The sequence below is a fragment of the Taibaiella lutea genome, assembly GCF_008629695.1.
Taxonomy (GTDB): Bacteria; Bacteroidota; Bacteroidia; order Chitinophagales; family Chitinophagaceae; genus Taibaiella; species Taibaiella lutea.
In genome coordinates, this window is sequence record NZ_VWSH01000001.1 from 966,808 (window position 1) to 984,501 (window position 17,694).

A 17,694-nucleotide genomic window follows, 5' to 3' on the forward strand; every position below is an offset into this window, starting at 1 on the left:
ATTTTCAAATAAACCGAAGATGAAAACAATATTAATTGATGATGAACCATTAGCAAGGTCTTTATTGGCAGAGCTTTTGGAAGATGAGAAGGATATAGAAATCGTGGCAAGTTGCAACGATGGTTTTGAAGGATTAAAAGCCATTCAGGAACATCAACCGGATTTGATCTTCCTTGATATTCAGATGCCTAAAATTACAGGATTTGAATTATTGGAACTATTGGAAAACCCACCCAAGGTAATTTTTACTACCGCTTACGATGAATACGCATTGAAAGCATTTGAAGTAAACGCACTGGATTATTTATTAAAACCTTTAAGCACAGAAAGGTTGAAAAAGGCTTTGGATAAAGTCCGCAATCAAATAACAGGCGGAACAGAAACAGCAACAGATGTCCGCCAACTGCAGCTTCCGGAGCAATCACAAAGAATAGTAGTAAAAGACGGAGGACATATAAAAATCATTCCATTACCTGATGTAATGTATATTGAAGCTGCCGACGATTATGTAAAAGTTACTACTGCTGATAAATATTTCCTGAAACATCAGCGCATGGCGCATTTCGAAGCGCAATTACCTTCACATCAATTTGTGCGTGTACATCGTTCTTATATTGTCAATGTTCAGCATATTCATAAAGTAGAACTTTATGAGAAGGAAAGCTATTGCGTAATACTGAGAAACAATGTAAAAATTCCGGTGAGCAGAACCGGCTATGCTAAACTGAAAGCGGTTTTGGGGATATAGAGGTTTAGATATTAGACGTAAAAACAAACGCTGCGAAAACCAATTCGCAGCGTTTGTTTTTATATCCGAATTTAGGAACAAATAATCCAACGGTGAATATTTAACCAATCTACAATATCATTTTTCTCGTATAAGGAAACCAATCATTATCCTCCAGATCAACAACCATCATTCCGGCATTTAATTCTTCAACACGATTTCTGATAAGGCTTGCAGCTTTCTGTGTATTGTCATTATCTAAATGACTGAAAGGCTCGTCTAACAACAACCATTTAAAAGGTTGCAGTAAGCTTCTGATTATTGCAACGCGCTGTCTTTCGCCATAAGAAAGTGTTTCGGCCCGTTGATTCCATTTACCATCCAAACCTAATTGCTCTAACCATTGTTTTGCCTGTTCCATAGAAACAGAACCGGTCAGTGTTTGTTTAATAGCAATATTTTCTTCGACGGTCAGATCACCAAACAGACGTAAATCCTGAAATACAATGCTCAAATCGTTGCTTCGGAGTTCAGCCCAGGTTTCATCATTATTTTTCTTTGTATCTTTTTGATTCCAGAGCGCAACACCATCATAATCATTTCGCAAACCATAAAGGATATGCATAAAAGTAGATTTTCCTTTTCCCGACGGTGCCTGAAAAAAAATCTTTTCACCGGCTTCTATCTTCTGTTGTTTTCCCCAAACATCAGAATACTGTGCATCCATGCGGCTTTTCAGCGGTTCAGGAATAATATTCTCTAATTGTAACTGCATAATATTTTATTGTAGCTTCGATAAAACAGGTTGCCATTCGGCCAATACTTTTACTTTATCCATCCAACCACCCAGTTGAACATCTTTCACAATTCCATCGCTACCAACAAAATATTTTGTAGGGAAACCATAAAACAAGTGCCTGTCGTAAAAATAGGCATACGGTTCATACATTACATACAGATTGGGCAGGTTAAGGTCGTCTCCAAACTTTTTTATGATCACAGCAGTATCTACTCCATCCAAATCGGTATCAAAATATACAAAATCGAATTGCGGATATTGCTTGCAGGCTTCAATGTACAAAGGCAATTCATACTTACATGGCAAACAGGATTCGGAACTTATATAAACGAAAGCTGGACGGTTTTTCTTATTGAAATTGTAGTTTTTCTGATTAAGCGTAACAAAGCTATCTCTTTCCGGATAAGGCTTTTCTTTCTTTTCCATTATGAACTGATCATTCCATGAAAGCTTTTTCTCTTGCTGTCCAAAGGAAAAAACAGACATACATAAGTTCAATGCAATTACAATAAGCGTAAACTGTTTCATATTTATAAATTAATTTCTTTCCCTGCCATTAAGCATTGGCACGAAACTAAAATTGTCTAAAATTTCTTCATCGTAGCCATCTGTTGTTTTTATGATACGCCGCATCTGTTGCACATTTCCTTCAATATCTGTATCAACGGGGATAATCATAATACCACCTACTTTCATTTGTTCAATCAGTTTAGGTGGAACATAAGGAGCGGCGGCGGTAATAATTACCTTGTCAAACGGGCCATAAGAAGGCAATCCCTGAAAACCATCGCCATAAAAGCGCTTCAGCTGAGGATAATTTTTCAGATAAGGAAATGCATTGTTATGATCGAATAATTGTTTTTGTCTTTCTATAGTAAAAACCCATGCGCCCAATTCGGCCAAAACACAAGCCTGATAAGCACTTCCTGTTCCTATTTCTAAAACTTTATCCATTTTCTTCACTTCAAGAAACTGTGTTTGGTAAGCAACGGTGTAAGGTTGTGAAATAGTCTGCCCTGATAAAATAGGAAATGCACGATCTTCATAAGCAATCCTTTCAAAAGCAGGATCCAGGAAAAAATGACGCGGGATGCGGTTCATGGCTTCTAAAACGGCTTCATCTTTAATACCTTTTTCGCGTAACTCTTCAATGAGCTGCTTTCGCATGCCCTTGTGCATAAAACTGTCTTCCTTTTCCTTTCGATGTAACATACTGCAAAGATAATTTACAGGAATGACTTAAATTAGCCGTTATTAAATTAGAAAGCGCAAATGCTCAAATATTTTACACCCTTATGTTTCATCTGTTTATCTGCATCTGCACAACAGACGGAAATCCCCATTTCTATAAGTGTCTTCAATAACGGCACTTCCTTACCCGGAAGCGGGATATTGGGTGTATTCAGCAAAACAATTCATCCGGGCTTTGATATCGGCACTTATCATCTTTACAAATCAGCAACTAAACATGATTTTATACAAACATTCAAGTTAGGTTATTTTTATCATCAATTCAATCAACATGCCATTCAGCTTTATTCTGAATTTGGCTACAGATATAAAACAAATACAGGTTTCTATGCAGAAGGGTTGCTGGGTGTGGGCTACTTGCATTCTTTTGCAGATGTGCAGCAATTCAAATTTAAAAATGGCCGGTATGTAAAGAAAGCAAATTGGGGCAGGCCGCAGTTAATGGCAACTGCTTCTATCGATGCAGGTTATAACTTTCAGACAAAACAACAATTACCGCTAAGAATTTTCCTTCAATACCAATTCTGGATGCAGACACCATTTGTAAATAAGTATGTTCCGTTGTTACCCAATGCAGCATTGCACTTAGGGATTGTCTATACATTTAAAAAAGGGCAGGATTGCTGTCACAAAATATGAAGCACATTATCTACATTATAGCATTAAGCGGAATGTTTTTTACAATAGCTGCTTGCAGTAAAAAAACGATTGAGGCAACACAAGTTTGCAATACGCCTTCATTTCCTCCTCATCCGAAAGCTGAAAAATTCCAAGCTGTTATTGATAAATTCACAGCACAAGGTTTGCCGGGCATCACTTTACTGGTAAGAGATTCCAACGGCACCTGGGCGGGTGCGTCCGGCATGGCTGATATTGATAAAGGCATTTTAATGCAACCTTGCCATATAGCCAAAGTAGCAAGTATTACCAAGATCTTCATGGCAACATTGGCTTTCAAACTTTCAGAAGAAGGAAAATTGAATATAGATGCGCCTATCAATACTTATCTGGATGCGACGCAATTAAAAGACATTGCGAATGCGAATGATGTAACCGTACGTCAATTACTTACACACAATTCCGGAATATATGATGTGATTGAAGACAATAATTTCTATCTGGATGTATTGAACAATCCTCCGAAACACAGGACACAAATGGATATCCTTGAATTTGTAAGAGGCAAAGATGCGGTGTTCCAGCCTGGAACAGGACCTGAATATTCCAACACAAATACATTGTTACTTAGTATGATAATTGACAAAATAGGTGGCAAACCCCATTGGGATTTATTGCATGAGAAAGTAATCGACAAGCTGCAATTACCCAATACTTATTATTTTTATCATGACGCATTACCGGAAGGAAAAATAGCACAAGGCTATTATGATTTATACAACAACGGCAATATAGAAAATTTATCAAGTTACAATACCGGCAGTGGCAATGGCTATACAGGTTTATATTCCAACGTTTTTGACTTACTGACTTTCATTGATGCTTTATTTATCCAGAAAACCTTGGTTAATGAAAATTCTTTAAATCAGATGCTTGATTTCAACCCTAAATCAGAACCTGAAAGTGACAGGTTATTAGGTGCGGGAACTATGAAAGATTTTATTGGCAGGTCAAATAATGAATATAGCTACGGACACCGTGGCCGTGACTTAGCTTATAGCGCCGACCTTGATTATTTTCCGGAAAGCAAACAAGTGATGGTTTTGATTGTGAATTACGGAACAGACGGCGATAGCAAATTGCGTCCGGCTTTTTATGAATTAAGGAAGGAAGTTGTGGATGCGATGATGGAAAATTGATTAAAATTGAAAGAAAACATAGAAATACATTTCGATTGCAATGCATTTCTATTCATCAAAGCATTGGTCGTTTTGACTTAATGTTCAGCCTTTTAATACCGCCTTCACCTTTTTCCATTGTTATTTTCATAACAATTTTACCAGTGGTATAAAGCCGTTCGCCATAATAATCAATAGGTAAAAAAGCGATTGTATCTTTTGGGGTTATTGCCCTTATAAAGCAGTAAGAATAGGTCTTGCTCACTTTAATGAATTTTGTGCTTTCTCCGCTTTCCAGATTTTCAAACTGAAACTTTTCACCAAGTACATTGACCTGAAGATTCATAAATTTTTCGGGACAATCATTCTTGAATTTCACAAATACTCGGTTGACGTGCAAGAGATGAAAAAAAAGGAAAAGGAAACAAGAAATATTTTTTTCATTTTGAAGCTTTTATATCAGCACAGCCAGCCACAAATAGACTATAGGTTTTGAAGTTTGTCAACTTTTAAAAATTAACAAGCTTCAGAACCTGTGGAAATCAAGCTATCATCACTCCTCTCCCACTCCAAAGAATGCAATACTTCTAAAGACTTTAAAGAAAGCCTTAAACCTGTACCCTGCACTTATTTGAGTTTTCAACCTGGAAATAAATGCAGGTAAAAATTTTTGAACAATATTTTCCTCCTGCTGCGTGAGCGCTTGTTTGGCATATTTCATTTTAAGATAAACAACCATAAAGGAAGCAAAGTTTGTGTCAAAAGTTTTATCAATAAACTGAGCATGTTGCAAGGCTGTATTTTGTTCTTTAAAATATCCCAGTTGATGCACATAAAATCCTGCGGAACGATAAGACCAGTAAGCTTTTTGCTGTGTATTTTTCGACAGATTATTTCTCATTTTGAAGTATCCGTAAATAAACCTTGGCAACAATAATATCACGATAATTATAAACAAGACTACAGCCAAAGAAGCAATTGCAATTGCTTTCCAGTTAGTTGCTCTTTCTATAGTTTCTTTTGGCGCTGTATTATTTTCCTTTTGCTTAAAGCTGCGTTTGATATGAATTTCATCAATCGGTTCGGGGCTTGGAAAGCGTTTTATCAATGCAATGCCCGTTTCGCTATTTGCCGGCGTCAGGTTTTTGAAAACCTCGGCATAGCTGACTGCGGTTATACTATCTCCATTTTGTAATTCGCTTAAAGCCACATCTGTACTATCTTTCACAATAGATGCGATACTAACATCCAGGCTTACCTGAACCGGTTGCTGCAAGTTGTATTCTTTGTCATGATACACCATTCTTGACATTTTCAGTGACACCAATTTACCTGCAGTATCAACAGAAGTTACAAGCCCGTCTCCGGCCAAATAGGCTTTAGGTGGCTGCATCGGCGGTGTTCCATCGGGAGCAGGACTTTGCTGGGCATCATCATTACCGACTGTGGTGTCAAAATCCAGCCAGCCATAACCCGGGAAATAAACCTGCACCCAGGCATGTGCCTGGTCTGCATAATACCAATACCACCCTTTATTTTTATTACTTCTGTCAACAGTCATAAAGCCGACTGTAATGCGCGAAGGAATGCCCAATGCACGTAACATAAACAAGGTTGCCCCCGCATAATAAGCACAATAACCTTTCTTGTTTTCAAACAGAAAATACTGCAATTTAGAAGCATCGGGAATATCAGGAACACCCGGATTGTCGGTATAAGAATAAATAGGTTTCCCGTTTTCATCTTTCCCTAAAAAATAATCCCTTATTGCCAGAACTTTATCCACAGGTAATTGTACACCTTTGGCGATCGAATCTGCCAATCTTTTAATGCGGTTAAATTTAGCATCGGAAGGCATGTAAGTATAATACTTCATCAATGCAGCATCTACACCGGCATAACCACTGACTTTACGTAATATCTCAAACCGCTGTTCCTGAAACTTACGTACTTGTGGTTCATCGGCATTATAAACAAAGTAAGCACTGTTCAATTCGGATATATAGCTTTTGGCCCTGTAAGCAGACCTGAATTCATGCTGAAAGTCTTTTTCGATTGTAATCGGTTGAACAAAAAAAGAAGTGCTGGGCGCAATAAATGAGCTGGCAGATAATTCCTTTTTATAAACTTCAATTTCAATTGTTTTTCTAAAATGTTCTGTCAAGGCATATTTCAGCACACTTGAATCTTGTTTGGGAAAAAACAAGGGAATCTGAGAAGGATCAGGTTCATACAAATCATTTGCAGGAATATGTTTGTCTCTTTCAAATGTTTCTGTTAACGTATCGAACTTTGAATAATAGAAAGCCGTTAAATAAAGCGGATTGGGAACATCTGAATCGGGAAAGAAGTTATTGATATGTGCAGCAAAAAGCAATTCATTACTGCGTCCCAGACTACCGCGTAATTTGGTGTATTGCTGTAAATCAAAGGTATTATCCTTGTTCTTTTTCAGCATGCTGTTTTTACCATCTTTGCCGCCACCGCCATATTCGGCAATCGTCTCTTTAATTTCTTTCTGATTCAAGAAAATAACTATGCCCAACAATAAGACACAAAGCCCTGCAAACAACAACAATCGCCTTGTTATATACCACCAGAAACTTTGATTTTTATCTTTATAACTCCTGATTAGTTCAGATGTAAAAATGATATAGACTGAAAACAATATAATGGGCGCGACAACACTCGCAAATTGCAATAACAGGTCTTTATTGCTGTCAGGAAAAAACATTTCGCTACGTCTCGAAATCAGCAGAATGCAACAACCCAAAAACAAAGCCGCTATAAATATGGAGAAGAAGCGCAGCCTGATAAAACCATAAGCCAATATCCAACCAAACAAAAACGTAATAGTAAAGACTTTGAATTGAACAGAAATGAAGAAGAAATCAAACTCGCCTATGCTAATTGCATCCAACCCTTTATACACAAGATAAAAACCTAAATAAAGCAAGGCAATTGTTGGCAGAAACCTGAAACGGAAACCATATAAAACAGCAGCCCCACACATTCCGGCTGCAACATATAAAGTTTGTTGCCACACCTGATTATTCAAAATAGTATAATACTGATTGGCATTCCACAACAAGAAATAGCAAACCAGCAATGTGGGAACTAACAGAAAAATAATCCTTGCCAAAAGGTCATTAACAGGTGTGGCTCTCTGTATACGCATAATAGTCAAATATAAGCATATCCTAAGTCGCAAAAAAGTAATTTTAACATTGCAATACTTCTACATTCATTCTTCAAAAGCGGAACAGGCAAAAATCATTTTTCAATAGTTACATTGTAAAATACAATCCGAAAATCTGTGTTTCAACCTTTTAAATGACTCACTGTTAGTACCTTTACAGTATCAAAATCGGAACATAATGACTAATACCATCAGCTCCATTAATCCTTATAATGGAAAGGAAATAAAACAATATAATATAGATACCAAAACCATCATAAAATTTAAATTGGAAAATGCTCATAAGGCATTTGAAAAATGGAGTAAGGTTTCGGTCCGTCAGCGCGCAGCTTACCTGAAAGCATTAGGTGATTATTTACAGAAGAATAAAAAGTCTCTGGCGGAAATGGCAACCATTGAAATGGGTAAGCCATATATTCAAAGTGTTACTGAATTAGAAAAGAGTGCAACAACCCTTCATTATTATGCTGACAAGGGACCCGGTTTCCTGGAACGGGAAATGGTTGAAACTGAGGCTCAGAAAAGCTTTGTAAGTTTCCAGCCCTTAGGCACTGTTCTTGCTATTATGCCCTGGAATTTCCCTTACTGGCAGGTATTTCGTGCATTAGGCCCTATTTTGATGGCTGGTAATTCCATGGTGCTCAAACATGCATCCAATGTTACAGGTTGTGCATTGGCAATTGAAAATATAATAAAGGAAGCAGGCTTACCCGAATATCTTTTTCAAACCATTATTGTACCATCTTCTGAAATGGAAGAAGTTATTGCGCACAGACTTATAAACGCCGTAACCTTTACCGGCAGCACTTCCGGTGGCAGCAAAGTAGCTGAACTTGCAGGCAAACATCTCAAAAAACAAGTATTGGAATTAGGCGGCAGCGATGCTTATGTTGTTTTGGAAGATGCGGATTTGAAAAACGCAGTTGAAGTATGTGTTACATCAAGGCTGAATAATTCAGGGCAGAGCTGTATTTCTGCAAAACGTTTTGTGGTTGACAAAAAAGTGATTGGCACATTCCAGACACAAATGGTGGCTTTAATGGAGCAAAGAAAATACGGCGACCCTATGAATACTTCCACAACTGTAGGGCCATTGGCAAGACATGATTTGCGCGACCAGTTGCATCAACAGGTTATGGACAGTGTTTCAAAAGGCGCTAAAATACTTTGTGGTGGCTTTATTCCGGAAGAAGAAGGCGCTTTTTACCCTCCAACTGTTTTAACGAATGTAAAAAAAGGCATGCCCGCATACGATGAAGAATTATTCGGGCCCGTGGCAGCAATCATCGAAGCGCAGGATGAAGCTGATGCTATCAGAATAGCAAACGATTCTGTATTTGGTTTAGGTGGGGCAATATTTTCAAGAGATATAAAAAGGGCTGAAAGCATTGCTGAAGAACAGTTACAGGCCGGCAGTATATTCGTCAATGATTTTGTCCGTTCCGATGCGAGACTTCCTTTTGGAGGTATTAAACAAAGTGGATACGGAAGAGAATTAAGTTATTACGGTTTAAGGGAATTTGTAAACATCAAGACTATTTTTGTCAGATAGTACATTATTTGCTGAATTTTTGAAAAGTTGACAAATCTGAAAAGGCGGATTATATTTGCGATGATCAAATACTAAAAATAATGAAGCTTACATATCTTGCTTTGGGAGATTCCTATACCATTGGTGAACAAGTAGCCGCTGAAGAAAACTTCCCTCATCAGACCACTGCAATATTGAAAAACAAATATAATATTGAAATCGTTGAGCCAAAAATTATTGCAGTAACGGGATGGACCACAGACGAGTTAAACGCAGCCATCAAGGAAGAAAAAATACAAGAGCATTTTGATATTGTAACATTATTGATTGGTGTTAATAATCAATATCGTGGTCGTGATACCGAAAATTACGAAACGGAATTCAGGGATTTATTAAATCAGGCGATTGCTTTTGCCAACGGGAGAATGAGTCATGTTTTTGTTTTATCCATTCCTGATTGGGGCGTTACACCTTTTGCTGAGGGGAAAGATAGGGTTGTCATTGCGAAGCAGATAGATGCCTATAATAAGGTCAATAAAGAGGTAACACTTTCTCTTTCCTGCAATTACGTAGAAATTACGGAAAGCACACGCATCAATGGTTTGGATGAATCATACCTGACGCCCGACAAACTTCATTATGCTGCAAAAGAATATAAGATTTGGTCAGAAAAACTGGCAAAATCAATAGCTGAAAAAATAGATTAAGAAATATAAAAAAAGGAGAGGCCAGGTTTTTATAACCTGGCCTCTCCTTTTGGGAAAATAATTTTATAATATTATTTGATATCAAGCAATTCAACATCAAAAATCAGGATGGCATTTGCAGGAATCTGCGCCGCTCTTGCATTTGGCCCATAAGCCATACCGGATGGAATGTACAATGTTGCTTTTGAACCTTTATTTAACAATGAAAAACCTTCGTCCCAACCTTGAATTACCATGTGCTGACCTACATTAAATTCAAAAGGACTTACATGGTTAAATGCAGGATCAACATTTGAATCAAACTTTTCGCCTTGCATATTCTGACCTGTATAATTTACAGTGGCTTTTTGACCTGGCATTGCATTGGGTCCCTCGCCTTGCTTCTCCATTACGTAATACAATCCTGAAGCTGTTTTTTTAGCGCCTTTAATATTATTCTTTGCTAAATATTCCTGAATTAATTTATCGTCGATGTCTGCCTGAACACTTTTCATAGAATCAGCAGATGCCATCATTTTCGACTGTTGTTCCTGTTGTATCTTTTCTTCGGCCTCTACCTGAGCTTTTGGCTTGATGCTCATCAATTTCACAATCCAAAATAAGTTGGCATCTTTTTTTGCCCAAGTCGGACGAGGTTGGTTATACCTTGTAACTATAGTATCTAATGGAATTCTGAAAATCGTACTGTCGCCCACTTTCATTTTCCTGATACCTTCCATTAAATCACCTTTTACAGGAACTTCCTGACATTTGAACGACACAGGGTTGCCACCATTATTGATAACGGTGTTCATAACCACACTATCACCAACTTTCTGGATAATATGAGCTTCTACAACATCACCTATTTGTGGTGTAACAAGACCGGTGCCATGCTTTAATACTTTATAGTCAAGGCTGTTTTCACCTTTAGTGTAACCGGTTCCGGCAACGCTTGCTGTCTTTGCAGGTGCTTTTTTCGCTGTACTTTTCCTGGCTGTTTGTGCATTTCCCTGTTGCGCCAGCATCAAAATGCCAGAGGCCAGGATAAGCGAACTATACTTTTTTAACATGCTGAATAAAATTTTTATTTTTTTGAATCGGCAATATAAGATGCCATGTGTATATAATTATCAACTATTTAAAACTTAACAACTCTATATCAAAAATCAATATAGAATTAGGTGGGATTTTCTCATCACCATTACGGTCGCCATAAGCAAGTGTCGAAGGGATATAGAATGTGGCCTTCGTTCCTTTCTTCATCAAAGCTATTGCTTCATCCCAACCTTTTATAACGTTCCGTTTACCTAATAAAAAACTGAATGGTTCCACATGATTAAAAGCAGGTTCTACATTTGAATCAAATTTTACTCCATCCAACCGCTTTCCTGTATAATTAACCGTTACCCGTTGTCCTGTTTTTGGCAAAGTACCCGAGCCCTGTTTTAAAATCGTGTAATAAAGTCCGGAAGCCGTTTTCTTTACATTCTGAATTTTGTGCGATTTAAAATATTCTGTCAATATTTTATCATCAATCGCCAATTGCCTGTTTTCTTTTTCAAGAGTGGCGGCTTCCATTTGGTCTTTTGTTTTGATGCTCACCATTTTCACTTCCCATGTTGCATAATCGCCCGGCTTTACCCAATTAGGTTTAGGTTGATTCGCTCTTTCGGCTAAAGTATCCATCAACATCCTGAAAACAACACTATCGCCCGCTTTCATTTTCAACAAACCACCCATTAAATCACCTTTCATACTTGGTGCCTGAAATTGTTGCGGAACCGGCATGTGGTTATTCATTTCCAGCGTATTTATCATTATTGTATCGCCTATTTTGAATACAACATTCATTTCACCGAAATCACCTACTCTGGCGGTTTGCGTATCTGTACCACGTGTAATCCATTTATAATCCAAGCCGGTAGAATCTATGGTAAAACCAGGATCAACTACAGCTTGCAACCGTTTCTGTACTGCTGGTTTTGAAACGGAATCACTTTTCGAAACAACTGATTCCTTTATAAGAAAATCTGATTTTTGCTGGGCCTTTGCCGTTCCGGCAATAAAAATGACTGACAATAATAAGGTGTTACTTTTTTTCGACATACGCATACCATTCATAGATAGATAACCAAAAATTCTACTGAAGAAAAACCCTTATTTAAAATTCAGTAATTCAATATCAAAAATCAATACTTCATTAGCTCCGATTTTCTCATCTCTTTGTTGAGCGCCGTAAGCAAGACTGGAAGGAATATAAAAGGTTGCCTTCATACCTTTGTTCATCAATGGCACAGCCTGACTCCAGCCTTGAATTACACCCTGACCGATTGTAAAAGTATAGGGTTCAACGTGATGGAATGCAGGATCAACACTCGAGTCGAATTTTTCTCCTTTTAAGTTTTGCCCTGTATAATTTACCGTTGCTGACTGGCCTTCTTTAGGGTGTGCACCGCTTCCCGGTTTACTAACAGTATAATACATTCCTGATGCAGTTTTCTTTGCATTCGTAATGTTATGTGCTTTAAAATAGGCCTGCAGTTTTTTATCGTCAATATCATTCTGGCCTTTATTCCTTTTCGCCATTTCTGCATCCATCTGCGCTTTGGTCATAATATTTTCCATTTTTACCTGCCAGACAATGTAATCGCCCGGTTTTGACCAAGGTACCATGTGCTGATGCACTCTTGCAAAGAACGTATCGGCAAGCATTCTGAATACAGCACTATCGCCGACTTTCATTTTTACCAATCCCGACATTAAATCACCTTGCATGGAAGGCGCTGTAATTTGTTGTTGAACAGGCTTGTTTTCATTTTGAACATTTGTATTAGCCAATACGCTGTCTCCGATTTTAAAAACAACTCTCAACTCTGCAATATCTCCCAAAGCAGGAGTTTGCGTACCCGTTCCGTGTGTAACCCATTTACAATCCAGGCCGGAACCATCTTTTACAAATAAAGAATCGTCAGCAGCAGGATGGCTTACTGTGGCTTCTGTCATTGTTGCCGTAGCCTCATTTGTCTTTCCTGCCTCATCGTTTGAGTGGTTATTACATGAAGCAAGCGCGGCCATTGCCACACAACCAATTGTACCTAATGTGAATTTTAATTTCTGCATAATATTAAAATCTCTGAGTCTGTTTTTAATTTAACGGGATATTTAAAAGTTCTTTTAATTTTTTCAAAGTTACTTCCAGTGAATCTTTGGAACGGCCACCTGCTGCATTGAAATGCCCGCCCCCATTGAAATTTGTGCCGGCAAACGTGCTGACATCAATAGCTCCTTTGCTTCTGAAAGACATCCGTACTTCATCTTTCTTCTCTGTAAGCAGTACAGCCATGGTGACAGATTCAATGCTCAAAGGATAATTCACCATTCCTTCCGTGTCTCCCGTCGATATCTTGAATTTGCTTTGATCTTCCAAAGAAAGTGCAATAATACCGATATTTTGTTCAGGAAAAATCTGCATTTTTTCATACAGGACATAACCCAGAAAACGCATACGCTCGGCACTCCAGCTGTCATAAATATGTTGGTGGATGATAGCATGATCCAATCCGCGATGTTTTAAATCGGCAATCATTTCATGAACAGCAGCAGTTGTAATAGGGAAACGGAAAGAGCCTGTATCGGTCATCAGGCCTGTGTAAAGACATTGGCTGACCTCATTATTTATATATTTTTCTCCTCCTGCAATCTGAATGAAATCATATACCATTTCACAGGTAGAACTTTTCTCAGGTTCGCTCATACCATAAGCAAAGCTTACTTCATCGGGCCTTAGATGATGATCTATTAATATTTTGGGCTGTGAAGCCGAAGCCAGCGGCTCTTCCATTGATTTGATACGGGAAAGATTATTGAAATCCAGGCAAAATATCAAATCCGCTTCTGTCAATACTTTTAAAGCCTGCTTAGGTTCCGATTCAAAATTCAATACCGTGTCAATTCCCGGCATCCACATTAAAAAATCAGGCACTTCAGAAGGCGATACTACAGTAGGCTTATGTCCCTGTTGAATCAGGAAATGATACAAACCCAAAGTAGAGCCAAGTGCGTCGCCATCAGGTTTATGGTGAGTAGTAATAAATATTTTTTTCGGCTCTTGAAGAAGAGGTAATGCTTCACGGATGTTTTTCATAAATGTTATACAGTGCCTGTGTTACAAAAACGATGTAACCCGGCAGGGTAGCAAATGTAAAACAAAAAATGTCCGGAGATTGATTTTTTGATTACCATGACCAAAATCACGATTTTTCATTATTTCGTTTCTGATAATCGTTCCATCACATAAAAAACGGCAGGACAGCAAGTAGCATTCTTTAAAGTAAGATTAGGCTGTTTTAATAAAATATCTTCATCCGTATAAGGATAACGTTCGCAATCGCGCGGGCGGTCTTCGTAAATACTGCAATAATTATCTGCTCCTAAAAAAGGACATGGATGTGTAGTCACTACATAATCACCGTCATCATCCATTTTTAAATAAGTATCTATAAAAACGGTTTCCTTCATTCTCAAACGCTTTGAAATACGCTTGATATCCGGCATTTTGAAACGCGGAGAATAGTTTTTACAGCAATTGGCACATTGAAGGCAATCTATTTTACTGAATGCCTCTTCATGCAATGCAGGCAGCTTTGCAAGTGTTTTATTTTTATCAGCACGCTTTAAGAAATCACGATAAGATTTTTGATGTTCTTTGGCGATCTTCTGATAATTCTGTATATCGGAATCCTGTACCGTTGCGGGAATGATTTTATCTTTACTCATTTTTGAATAAGCAAAGATAATTTAAAAATCTCATGTCAGATTTATAAACCGCTGAGATCCTTTTATGGAGCAGGATTCATAATTTGTATTGCTTTTCTGCTGACACCAAATTGTGGTGTATGATTATAATCACGGCTCATTCTGTATGCTCCGATACCTGCTCCGCCATTGGCTTTAACCCAATTTGCATAATCATATAAATCGGCAGTTGCTTTGGCATCGCCACCTGCAACATCTTCGTGGCCGTCAGGATATGTAAAGCTATCGCCATTAACAAGAAAAATAAGCTTATCCGAACCGTAAGTTGTTACTAATGAACCAAAGCTTGCAGAACCGGAACCGTGCCAGGCATGGTTTCCTGTTGTGTAAGATTGAAACAAAATATTATCAAAGTCAGACTTGTGGTTGATACACATCTGTGTTTCAAAGCCGCCGGTACCATCCGTATCATAGAAGAAAGTAGGTTTTTTGCCGGCTGTAGTCAGGCCCGCAGTACTATTAGGGCCGAAATATCGTGCTACAGCAGTTATAAGACTATCACCATTAGCAGCATTATGTCCTACACCGCCACCAAATGTTCCGCTTTCTACATCCAAATCAATTCCATCCAGGCCTTCCTGAACAATATGTTGGTTATACATATTTTTAGCCCAATGTTTATAGCTTCTGTTACCTCCGGGAGTGTAATCATTATCTCCCGCATTAGGATCGTTTGAAGCGCCGTCGTAATAAGCATCTGCAAGGAAATGGCAAACCACGATTTTAGTTCCCTTAGCCTGTGCAGTGCGCCAATGAGACTGAACAGAGTCTTTGCCTGCAAAGAATTCAAGGTAATCGATACTGTCAGGGGCATTAGCAGGATTATATCCATTATAAGGATCATTTCCATCGCCTACCAAAAAACCTACGAACAACTTATGATTGCTATTCTTATAATCAAGGATAGTTCCGTGAGAGTTATTATTGTTGTTGTTATTATTGTTGTTATTGTTGTTATTATTATTGTTGTTATTCGTGTTAGGTTCTTTTTTACAGCCGGAAACAATTAATACTAAAGAAAAAATTATAGCAATAGCGCTTATGAATCGTTTTGGGTTATTGTATTTTAAAGTTTGTTTTACGTATTGCATTTTTTATAATTTTTTAAGCAATTAATGTTATTCGGAAATCTTTTTTAATATATCACGTAAATGTAGACGAACTTATTTTCACTTTTCCGGCATTTACCCAAATGTGTAGGCAGAAAGTTACTGGTATGAGCTAAAAAAATAGTCCTTACAAGTCAAAGACCTGTAAGGACTACAAGAAAAAAATCCCGGCATGGGAAAGCTTATTATTTCAATTCTTCAAAATAGCCTGTCTTTTTATTTTTTCTGACATTATCCCAACTATAATAACGGCCATTCATCGCAACGTAAACGCCATGCGGCAAGGTTTGTAAAAATGCCAGTGCAGAACCAAGATTGAAAAATCCATCAGAACTACCGAATTTATAAGGAATCATCGCGCCTGTAATTACAATAGTCTTGTCCAATTTAGCTTGCGCTAAATAAGCTGCAGTAATTCCCATAGTATCTGTACCATGTGTAATCAGAATTCTTTCTTCAGGAACAGACTTACAATTATGTAAAATCAACTCCCTGTCATTTTCTGTCATTTCCAGACTATCCACCATCATAAGCGTTCTCACCTCACAATCAACGGTACAGCGGCCAAGCTTCAACATTTCAGGAACATGCGTTTCTTCAAAATCAAGCTTGCCGTTAATCATATCGTACTCTTTATCAAAAGTACCGCCTGTAATAAGAATGCGAATGGACATTTAGATATTAGATGTTTAGATTTTTATCAAAAAGAGCAACAGATTTGACAACTTTCTTAAAGTTGTCAAATCTGTTGCGTATAATTAAAATTTGCTGATAATCTCTGTAATTCCTTTTTGCAATTCTTCTTCACTAATAGCTTGCTTTACAAATTTCTTACCGGAAATATATTCGTATAATTCAATGTAACGATCTGTTACGCTATTTACAAATTCATCTGTCATTTCAGGAACCTGCTGACCATCTTTCCCCTGGAAACCACCGGCCATCAACCATTCACGAACAAACTCTTTTGATAACTGACGTTGGTCTTCACCTCTTGCCTGACGGTCTTCAAAACCTTCACTGTAGAAATAACGGGAAGAATCGGGCGTATGAATTTCATCGATTAAATAAATGGTATCACCAATTTTACCGAATTCATATTTAGTATCCACTAAAATCAAACCACGCTCATTTGCCATTTCGCGGCCACGTTGGAACAATGCTTTTGTGTAGTTTTCCAATTGCTCGTATTCCTTTTCAGAAACCAAGCCTTGTGCAATGATTTCTTCACGTGAAATATCTTCGTCATGACCTTCATGCGCTTTTGTAGTCGGCGTTAGAATCGGTTCAGGAAAATAATCATTTTCCTTCATTCCTTCAGGCAAAGTAACACCACAAAGCGTGCGTGCGCCTGTTTTGTAAGTCCTCCACGCATGGCCCGTAAGGTTACCGCGAATCACCATTTCAACCGGATATGTTTCGCATTTCAAACCAACTGTTGCATTAGGCAATGAGGAGCCATCCAATACCCAATTCGGAACGATGTCTTTTGTCGCATCTAAAAAGTAGGCAGCTAATTGGTTCAATACCTGACCTTTGAACGGAATAGGACGTGGCAAAACAACATCAAAAGCCGAAATGCGGTCACTTACAACCATTGCTAAATGCTTATCGCCAATGGTGTATACGTCACGGACTTTTCCTTTGTAAAATGCAGTTTGATTTGGCAACTGTAACATAATCTGATTTATGATTTTATATGAAAAAATTTGGTTTGCAAAGGTAATATATTTGGCTCAATGTCTTAACCAAGAAACTGTACAGGTTTTTTAAACCTG

General features: G+C 37.9%; 18 protein-coding genes. 5 read left to right on the plus strand and 13 right to left on the minus strand.

Annotated features, from left to right (window positions below; all coding sequences use genetic code 11):
• The first annotated feature begins 19 nt into the window (after positions 1-19).
• Positions 20-748, plus strand: coding sequence for a LytR/AlgR family response regulator transcription factor (locus F0919_RS04100; RefSeq protein ID WP_150031439.1), 729 nt, complete (start codon positions 20-22; stop codon positions 746-748).
• A 109-nt stretch (positions 749-857) separates the two neighbouring features.
• Here F0919_RS04100 and F0919_RS04105 read toward each other — a convergent pair whose 3' ends face one another.
• The 3 genes from F0919_RS04105 to F0919_RS04115 are packed head-to-tail and all read right to left on the minus strand — an operon-like array spanning position 858 to position 2,738.
• Positions 858-1,502 (minus strand): ATP-binding cassette domain-containing protein, encoded by a 645-nt coding sequence (locus tag F0919_RS04105; RefSeq protein ID WP_150031440.1) that lies wholly within the window; start codon positions 1,500-1,502, stop codon positions 858-860.
• Positions 1,503-1,508: 6 nt separating this feature from the next.
• On the minus strand, positions 1,509-2,054 hold the full coding sequence (locus tag F0919_RS04110; RefSeq protein ID WP_150031441.1) for a TlpA family protein disulfide reductase: 546 nt from the start codon (positions 2,052-2,054) through the stop codon (positions 1,509-1,511).
• A gap of 9 nt (positions 2,055-2,063) precedes the next feature.
• Complete coding sequence (locus F0919_RS04115; RefSeq protein WP_150031442.1) at positions 2,064-2,738, minus strand: protein-L-isoaspartate(D-aspartate) O-methyltransferase; 675 nt, start codon at positions 2,736-2,738, stop codon at positions 2,064-2,066.
• A gap of 60 nt (positions 2,739-2,798) precedes the next feature.
• On the opposite strand from F0919_RS04115, the gene F0919_RS04120 reads away from it, so the two are divergent.
• Together F0919_RS04120 and F0919_RS04125 are read left to right on the plus strand one after the other, a co-directional pair.
• Positions 2,799-3,416, plus strand: a complete 618-nt coding sequence (locus F0919_RS04120) for a hypothetical protein (RefSeq protein WP_150031443.1) — start codon at positions 2,799-2,801, stop codon at positions 3,414-3,416.
• Positions 3,413-4,594: a serine hydrolase domain-containing protein gene (locus F0919_RS04125; RefSeq protein WP_150031444.1), complete on the plus strand. Its 1,182-nt coding sequence runs from the start codon at positions 3,413-3,415 to the stop codon at positions 4,592-4,594. Before F0919_RS04120 ends, F0919_RS04125 begins: the two co-directional genes overlap by 4 nt.
• A 55-nt stretch (positions 4,595-4,649) precedes the next feature.
• Here F0919_RS04125 and F0919_RS04130 read toward each other — a convergent pair whose 3' ends face one another.
• Both F0919_RS04130 and F0919_RS04135 read right to left on the minus strand, forming a co-directional pair.
• On the minus strand, positions 4,650-4,952 hold the full coding sequence (locus F0919_RS04130; protein ID WP_150031445.1) for a hypothetical protein: 303 nt from the start codon (positions 4,950-4,952) through the stop codon (positions 4,650-4,652).
• Between the two features lie 174 nt (positions 4,953-5,126).
• Positions 5,127-7,751: a transglutaminase-like domain-containing protein gene (locus F0919_RS04135; protein WP_150031446.1), complete on the minus strand. Its 2,625-nt coding sequence runs from the start codon at positions 7,749-7,751 to the stop codon at positions 5,127-5,129.
• Between the two features lie 199 nt (positions 7,752-7,950).
• Here F0919_RS04135 and F0919_RS04140 point away from each other — a divergent pair, with 199 nt between their 5' ends.
• Positions 7,951-9,324, plus strand: a complete 1,374-nt coding sequence (locus tag F0919_RS04140) for an NAD-dependent succinate-semialdehyde dehydrogenase (RefSeq protein ID WP_150031447.1) — start codon at positions 7,951-7,953, stop codon at positions 9,322-9,324.
• A gap of 80 nt (positions 9,325-9,404) precedes the next feature.
• Complete coding sequence (locus tag F0919_RS04145) at positions 9,405-10,010, plus strand: SGNH/GDSL hydrolase family protein (RefSeq protein WP_150031448.1); 606 nt, start codon at positions 9,405-9,407, stop codon at positions 10,008-10,010.
• A gap of 71 nt (positions 10,011-10,081) precedes the next feature.
• Here F0919_RS04145 and F0919_RS04150 read toward each other — a convergent pair whose 3' ends face one another.
• The 8 genes from F0919_RS04150 to F0919_RS04185 all read right to left on the minus strand — a co-directional run bounded on the left by F0919_RS04150 (position 10,082) and on the right by F0919_RS04185 (position 17,595).
• Positions 10,082-11,062, minus strand: coding sequence for an FKBP-type peptidyl-prolyl cis-trans isomerase (locus F0919_RS04150; RefSeq protein ID WP_150031449.1), 981 nt, complete (start codon positions 11,060-11,062; stop codon positions 10,082-10,084).
• A gap of 64 nt (positions 11,063-11,126) precedes the next feature.
• Entirely contained in the window at positions 11,127-12,098 is a 972-nt protein-coding gene (locus F0919_RS04155; protein WP_190277252.1) for an FKBP-type peptidyl-prolyl cis-trans isomerase, read from the minus strand.
• 51 nt (positions 12,099-12,149) lie between these two features.
• On the minus strand, positions 12,150-13,112 hold the full coding sequence (locus F0919_RS04160) for an FKBP-type peptidyl-prolyl cis-trans isomerase (RefSeq protein WP_150031451.1): 963 nt from the start codon (positions 13,110-13,112) through the stop codon (positions 12,150-12,152).
• Positions 13,113-13,137: 25 nt separating this feature from the next.
• On the minus strand, positions 13,138-14,136 hold the full coding sequence (locus F0919_RS04165; RefSeq protein ID WP_150031452.1) for a DHH family phosphoesterase: 999 nt from the start codon (positions 14,134-14,136) through the stop codon (positions 13,138-13,140).
• Between the two features lie 119 nt (positions 14,137-14,255).
• A complete protein-coding gene (locus F0919_RS04170) occupies positions 14,256-14,768 on the minus strand; it encodes a YkgJ family cysteine cluster protein (RefSeq protein WP_150031453.1) in 513 nt (170 codons plus the stop codon).
• Between the two features lie 62 nt (positions 14,769-14,830).
• On the minus strand, positions 14,831-15,898 hold the full coding sequence (locus F0919_RS04175) for an EndoS/ChiA family endoglycosidase (protein ID WP_150031454.1): 1,068 nt from the start codon (positions 15,896-15,898) through the stop codon (positions 14,831-14,833).
• A gap of 203 nt (positions 15,899-16,101) precedes the next feature.
• Complete coding sequence (locus F0919_RS04180) at positions 16,102-16,590, minus strand: asparaginase domain-containing protein (protein WP_150031455.1); 489 nt, start codon at positions 16,588-16,590, stop codon at positions 16,102-16,104.
• A gap of 84 nt (positions 16,591-16,674) precedes the next feature.
• On the minus strand, positions 16,675-17,595 hold the full coding sequence (locus F0919_RS04185; protein WP_150031456.1) for a phosphoribosylaminoimidazolesuccinocarboxamide synthase: 921 nt from the start codon (positions 17,593-17,595) through the stop codon (positions 16,675-16,677).
• Positions 17,596-17,694 lie beyond the last annotated feature (99 nt).

Excerpts from the sequence above, each read along its gene's own strand:
- F0919_RS04100 (WP_150031439.1), top strand. The coding sequence starts at position 20 with ATGAAAACAATATTAATTGATGATGAACCATTAGCAAGGTCTTTATTG.
- F0919_RS04105 (WP_150031440.1), bottom strand. The coding sequence starts at position 1,502 with ATGCAGTTACAATTAGAGAATATTATTCCTGAACCGCTGAAAAGCCGC.
- F0919_RS04110 (WP_150031441.1), bottom strand. The coding sequence starts at position 2,054 with ATGAAACAGTTTACGCTTATTGTAATTGCATTGAACTTATGTATGTCT.
- F0919_RS04115 (WP_150031442.1), bottom strand. The coding sequence starts at position 2,738 with ATGTTACATCGAAAGGAAAAGGAAGACAGTTTTATGCACAAGGGCATG.
- F0919_RS04120 (WP_150031443.1), top strand. The coding sequence starts at position 2,799 with ATGCTCAAATATTTTACACCCTTATGTTTCATCTGTTTATCTGCATCT.
- F0919_RS04125 (WP_150031444.1), top strand. The coding sequence starts at position 3,413 with ATGAAGCACATTATCTACATTATAGCATTAAGCGGAATGTTTTTTACA.
- F0919_RS04135 (WP_150031446.1), bottom strand. The coding sequence starts at position 7,751 with ATGCGTATACAGAGAGCCACACCTGTTAATGACCTTTTGGCAAGGATT.
- F0919_RS04140 (WP_150031447.1), top strand. The coding sequence starts at position 7,951 with ATGACTAATACCATCAGCTCCATTAATCCTTATAATGGAAAGGAAATA.
- F0919_RS04145 (WP_150031448.1), top strand. The coding sequence starts at position 9,405 with ATGAAGCTTACATATCTTGCTTTGGGAGATTCCTATACCATTGGTGAA.
- F0919_RS04150 (WP_150031449.1), bottom strand. The coding sequence starts at position 11,062 with ATGTTAAAAAAGTATAGTTCGCTTATCCTGGCCTCTGGCATTTTGATG.
- F0919_RS04155 (WP_190277252.1), bottom strand. The coding sequence starts at position 12,098 with ATGTCGAAAAAAAGTAACACCTTATTATTGTCAGTCATTTTTATTGCC.
- F0919_RS04160 (WP_150031451.1), bottom strand. The coding sequence starts at position 13,112 with ATGCAGAAATTAAAATTCACATTAGGTACAATTGGTTGTGTGGCAATG.
- F0919_RS04165 (WP_150031452.1), bottom strand. The coding sequence starts at position 14,136 with ATGAAAAACATCCGTGAAGCATTACCTCTTCTTCAAGAGCCGAAAAAA.
- F0919_RS04170 (WP_150031453.1), bottom strand. The coding sequence starts at position 14,768 with ATGAGTAAAGATAAAATCATTCCCGCAACGGTACAGGATTCCGATATA.
- F0919_RS04175 (WP_150031454.1), bottom strand. The coding sequence starts at position 15,898 with ATGCAATACGTAAAACAAACTTTAAAATACAATAACCCAAAACGATTC.
- F0919_RS04180 (WP_150031455.1), bottom strand. The coding sequence starts at position 16,590 with ATGTCCATTCGCATTCTTATTACAGGCGGTACTTTTGATAAAGAGTAC.
- F0919_RS04185 (WP_150031456.1), bottom strand. The coding sequence starts at position 17,595 with ATGTTACAGTTGCCAAATCAAACTGCATTTTACAAAGGAAAAGTCCGT.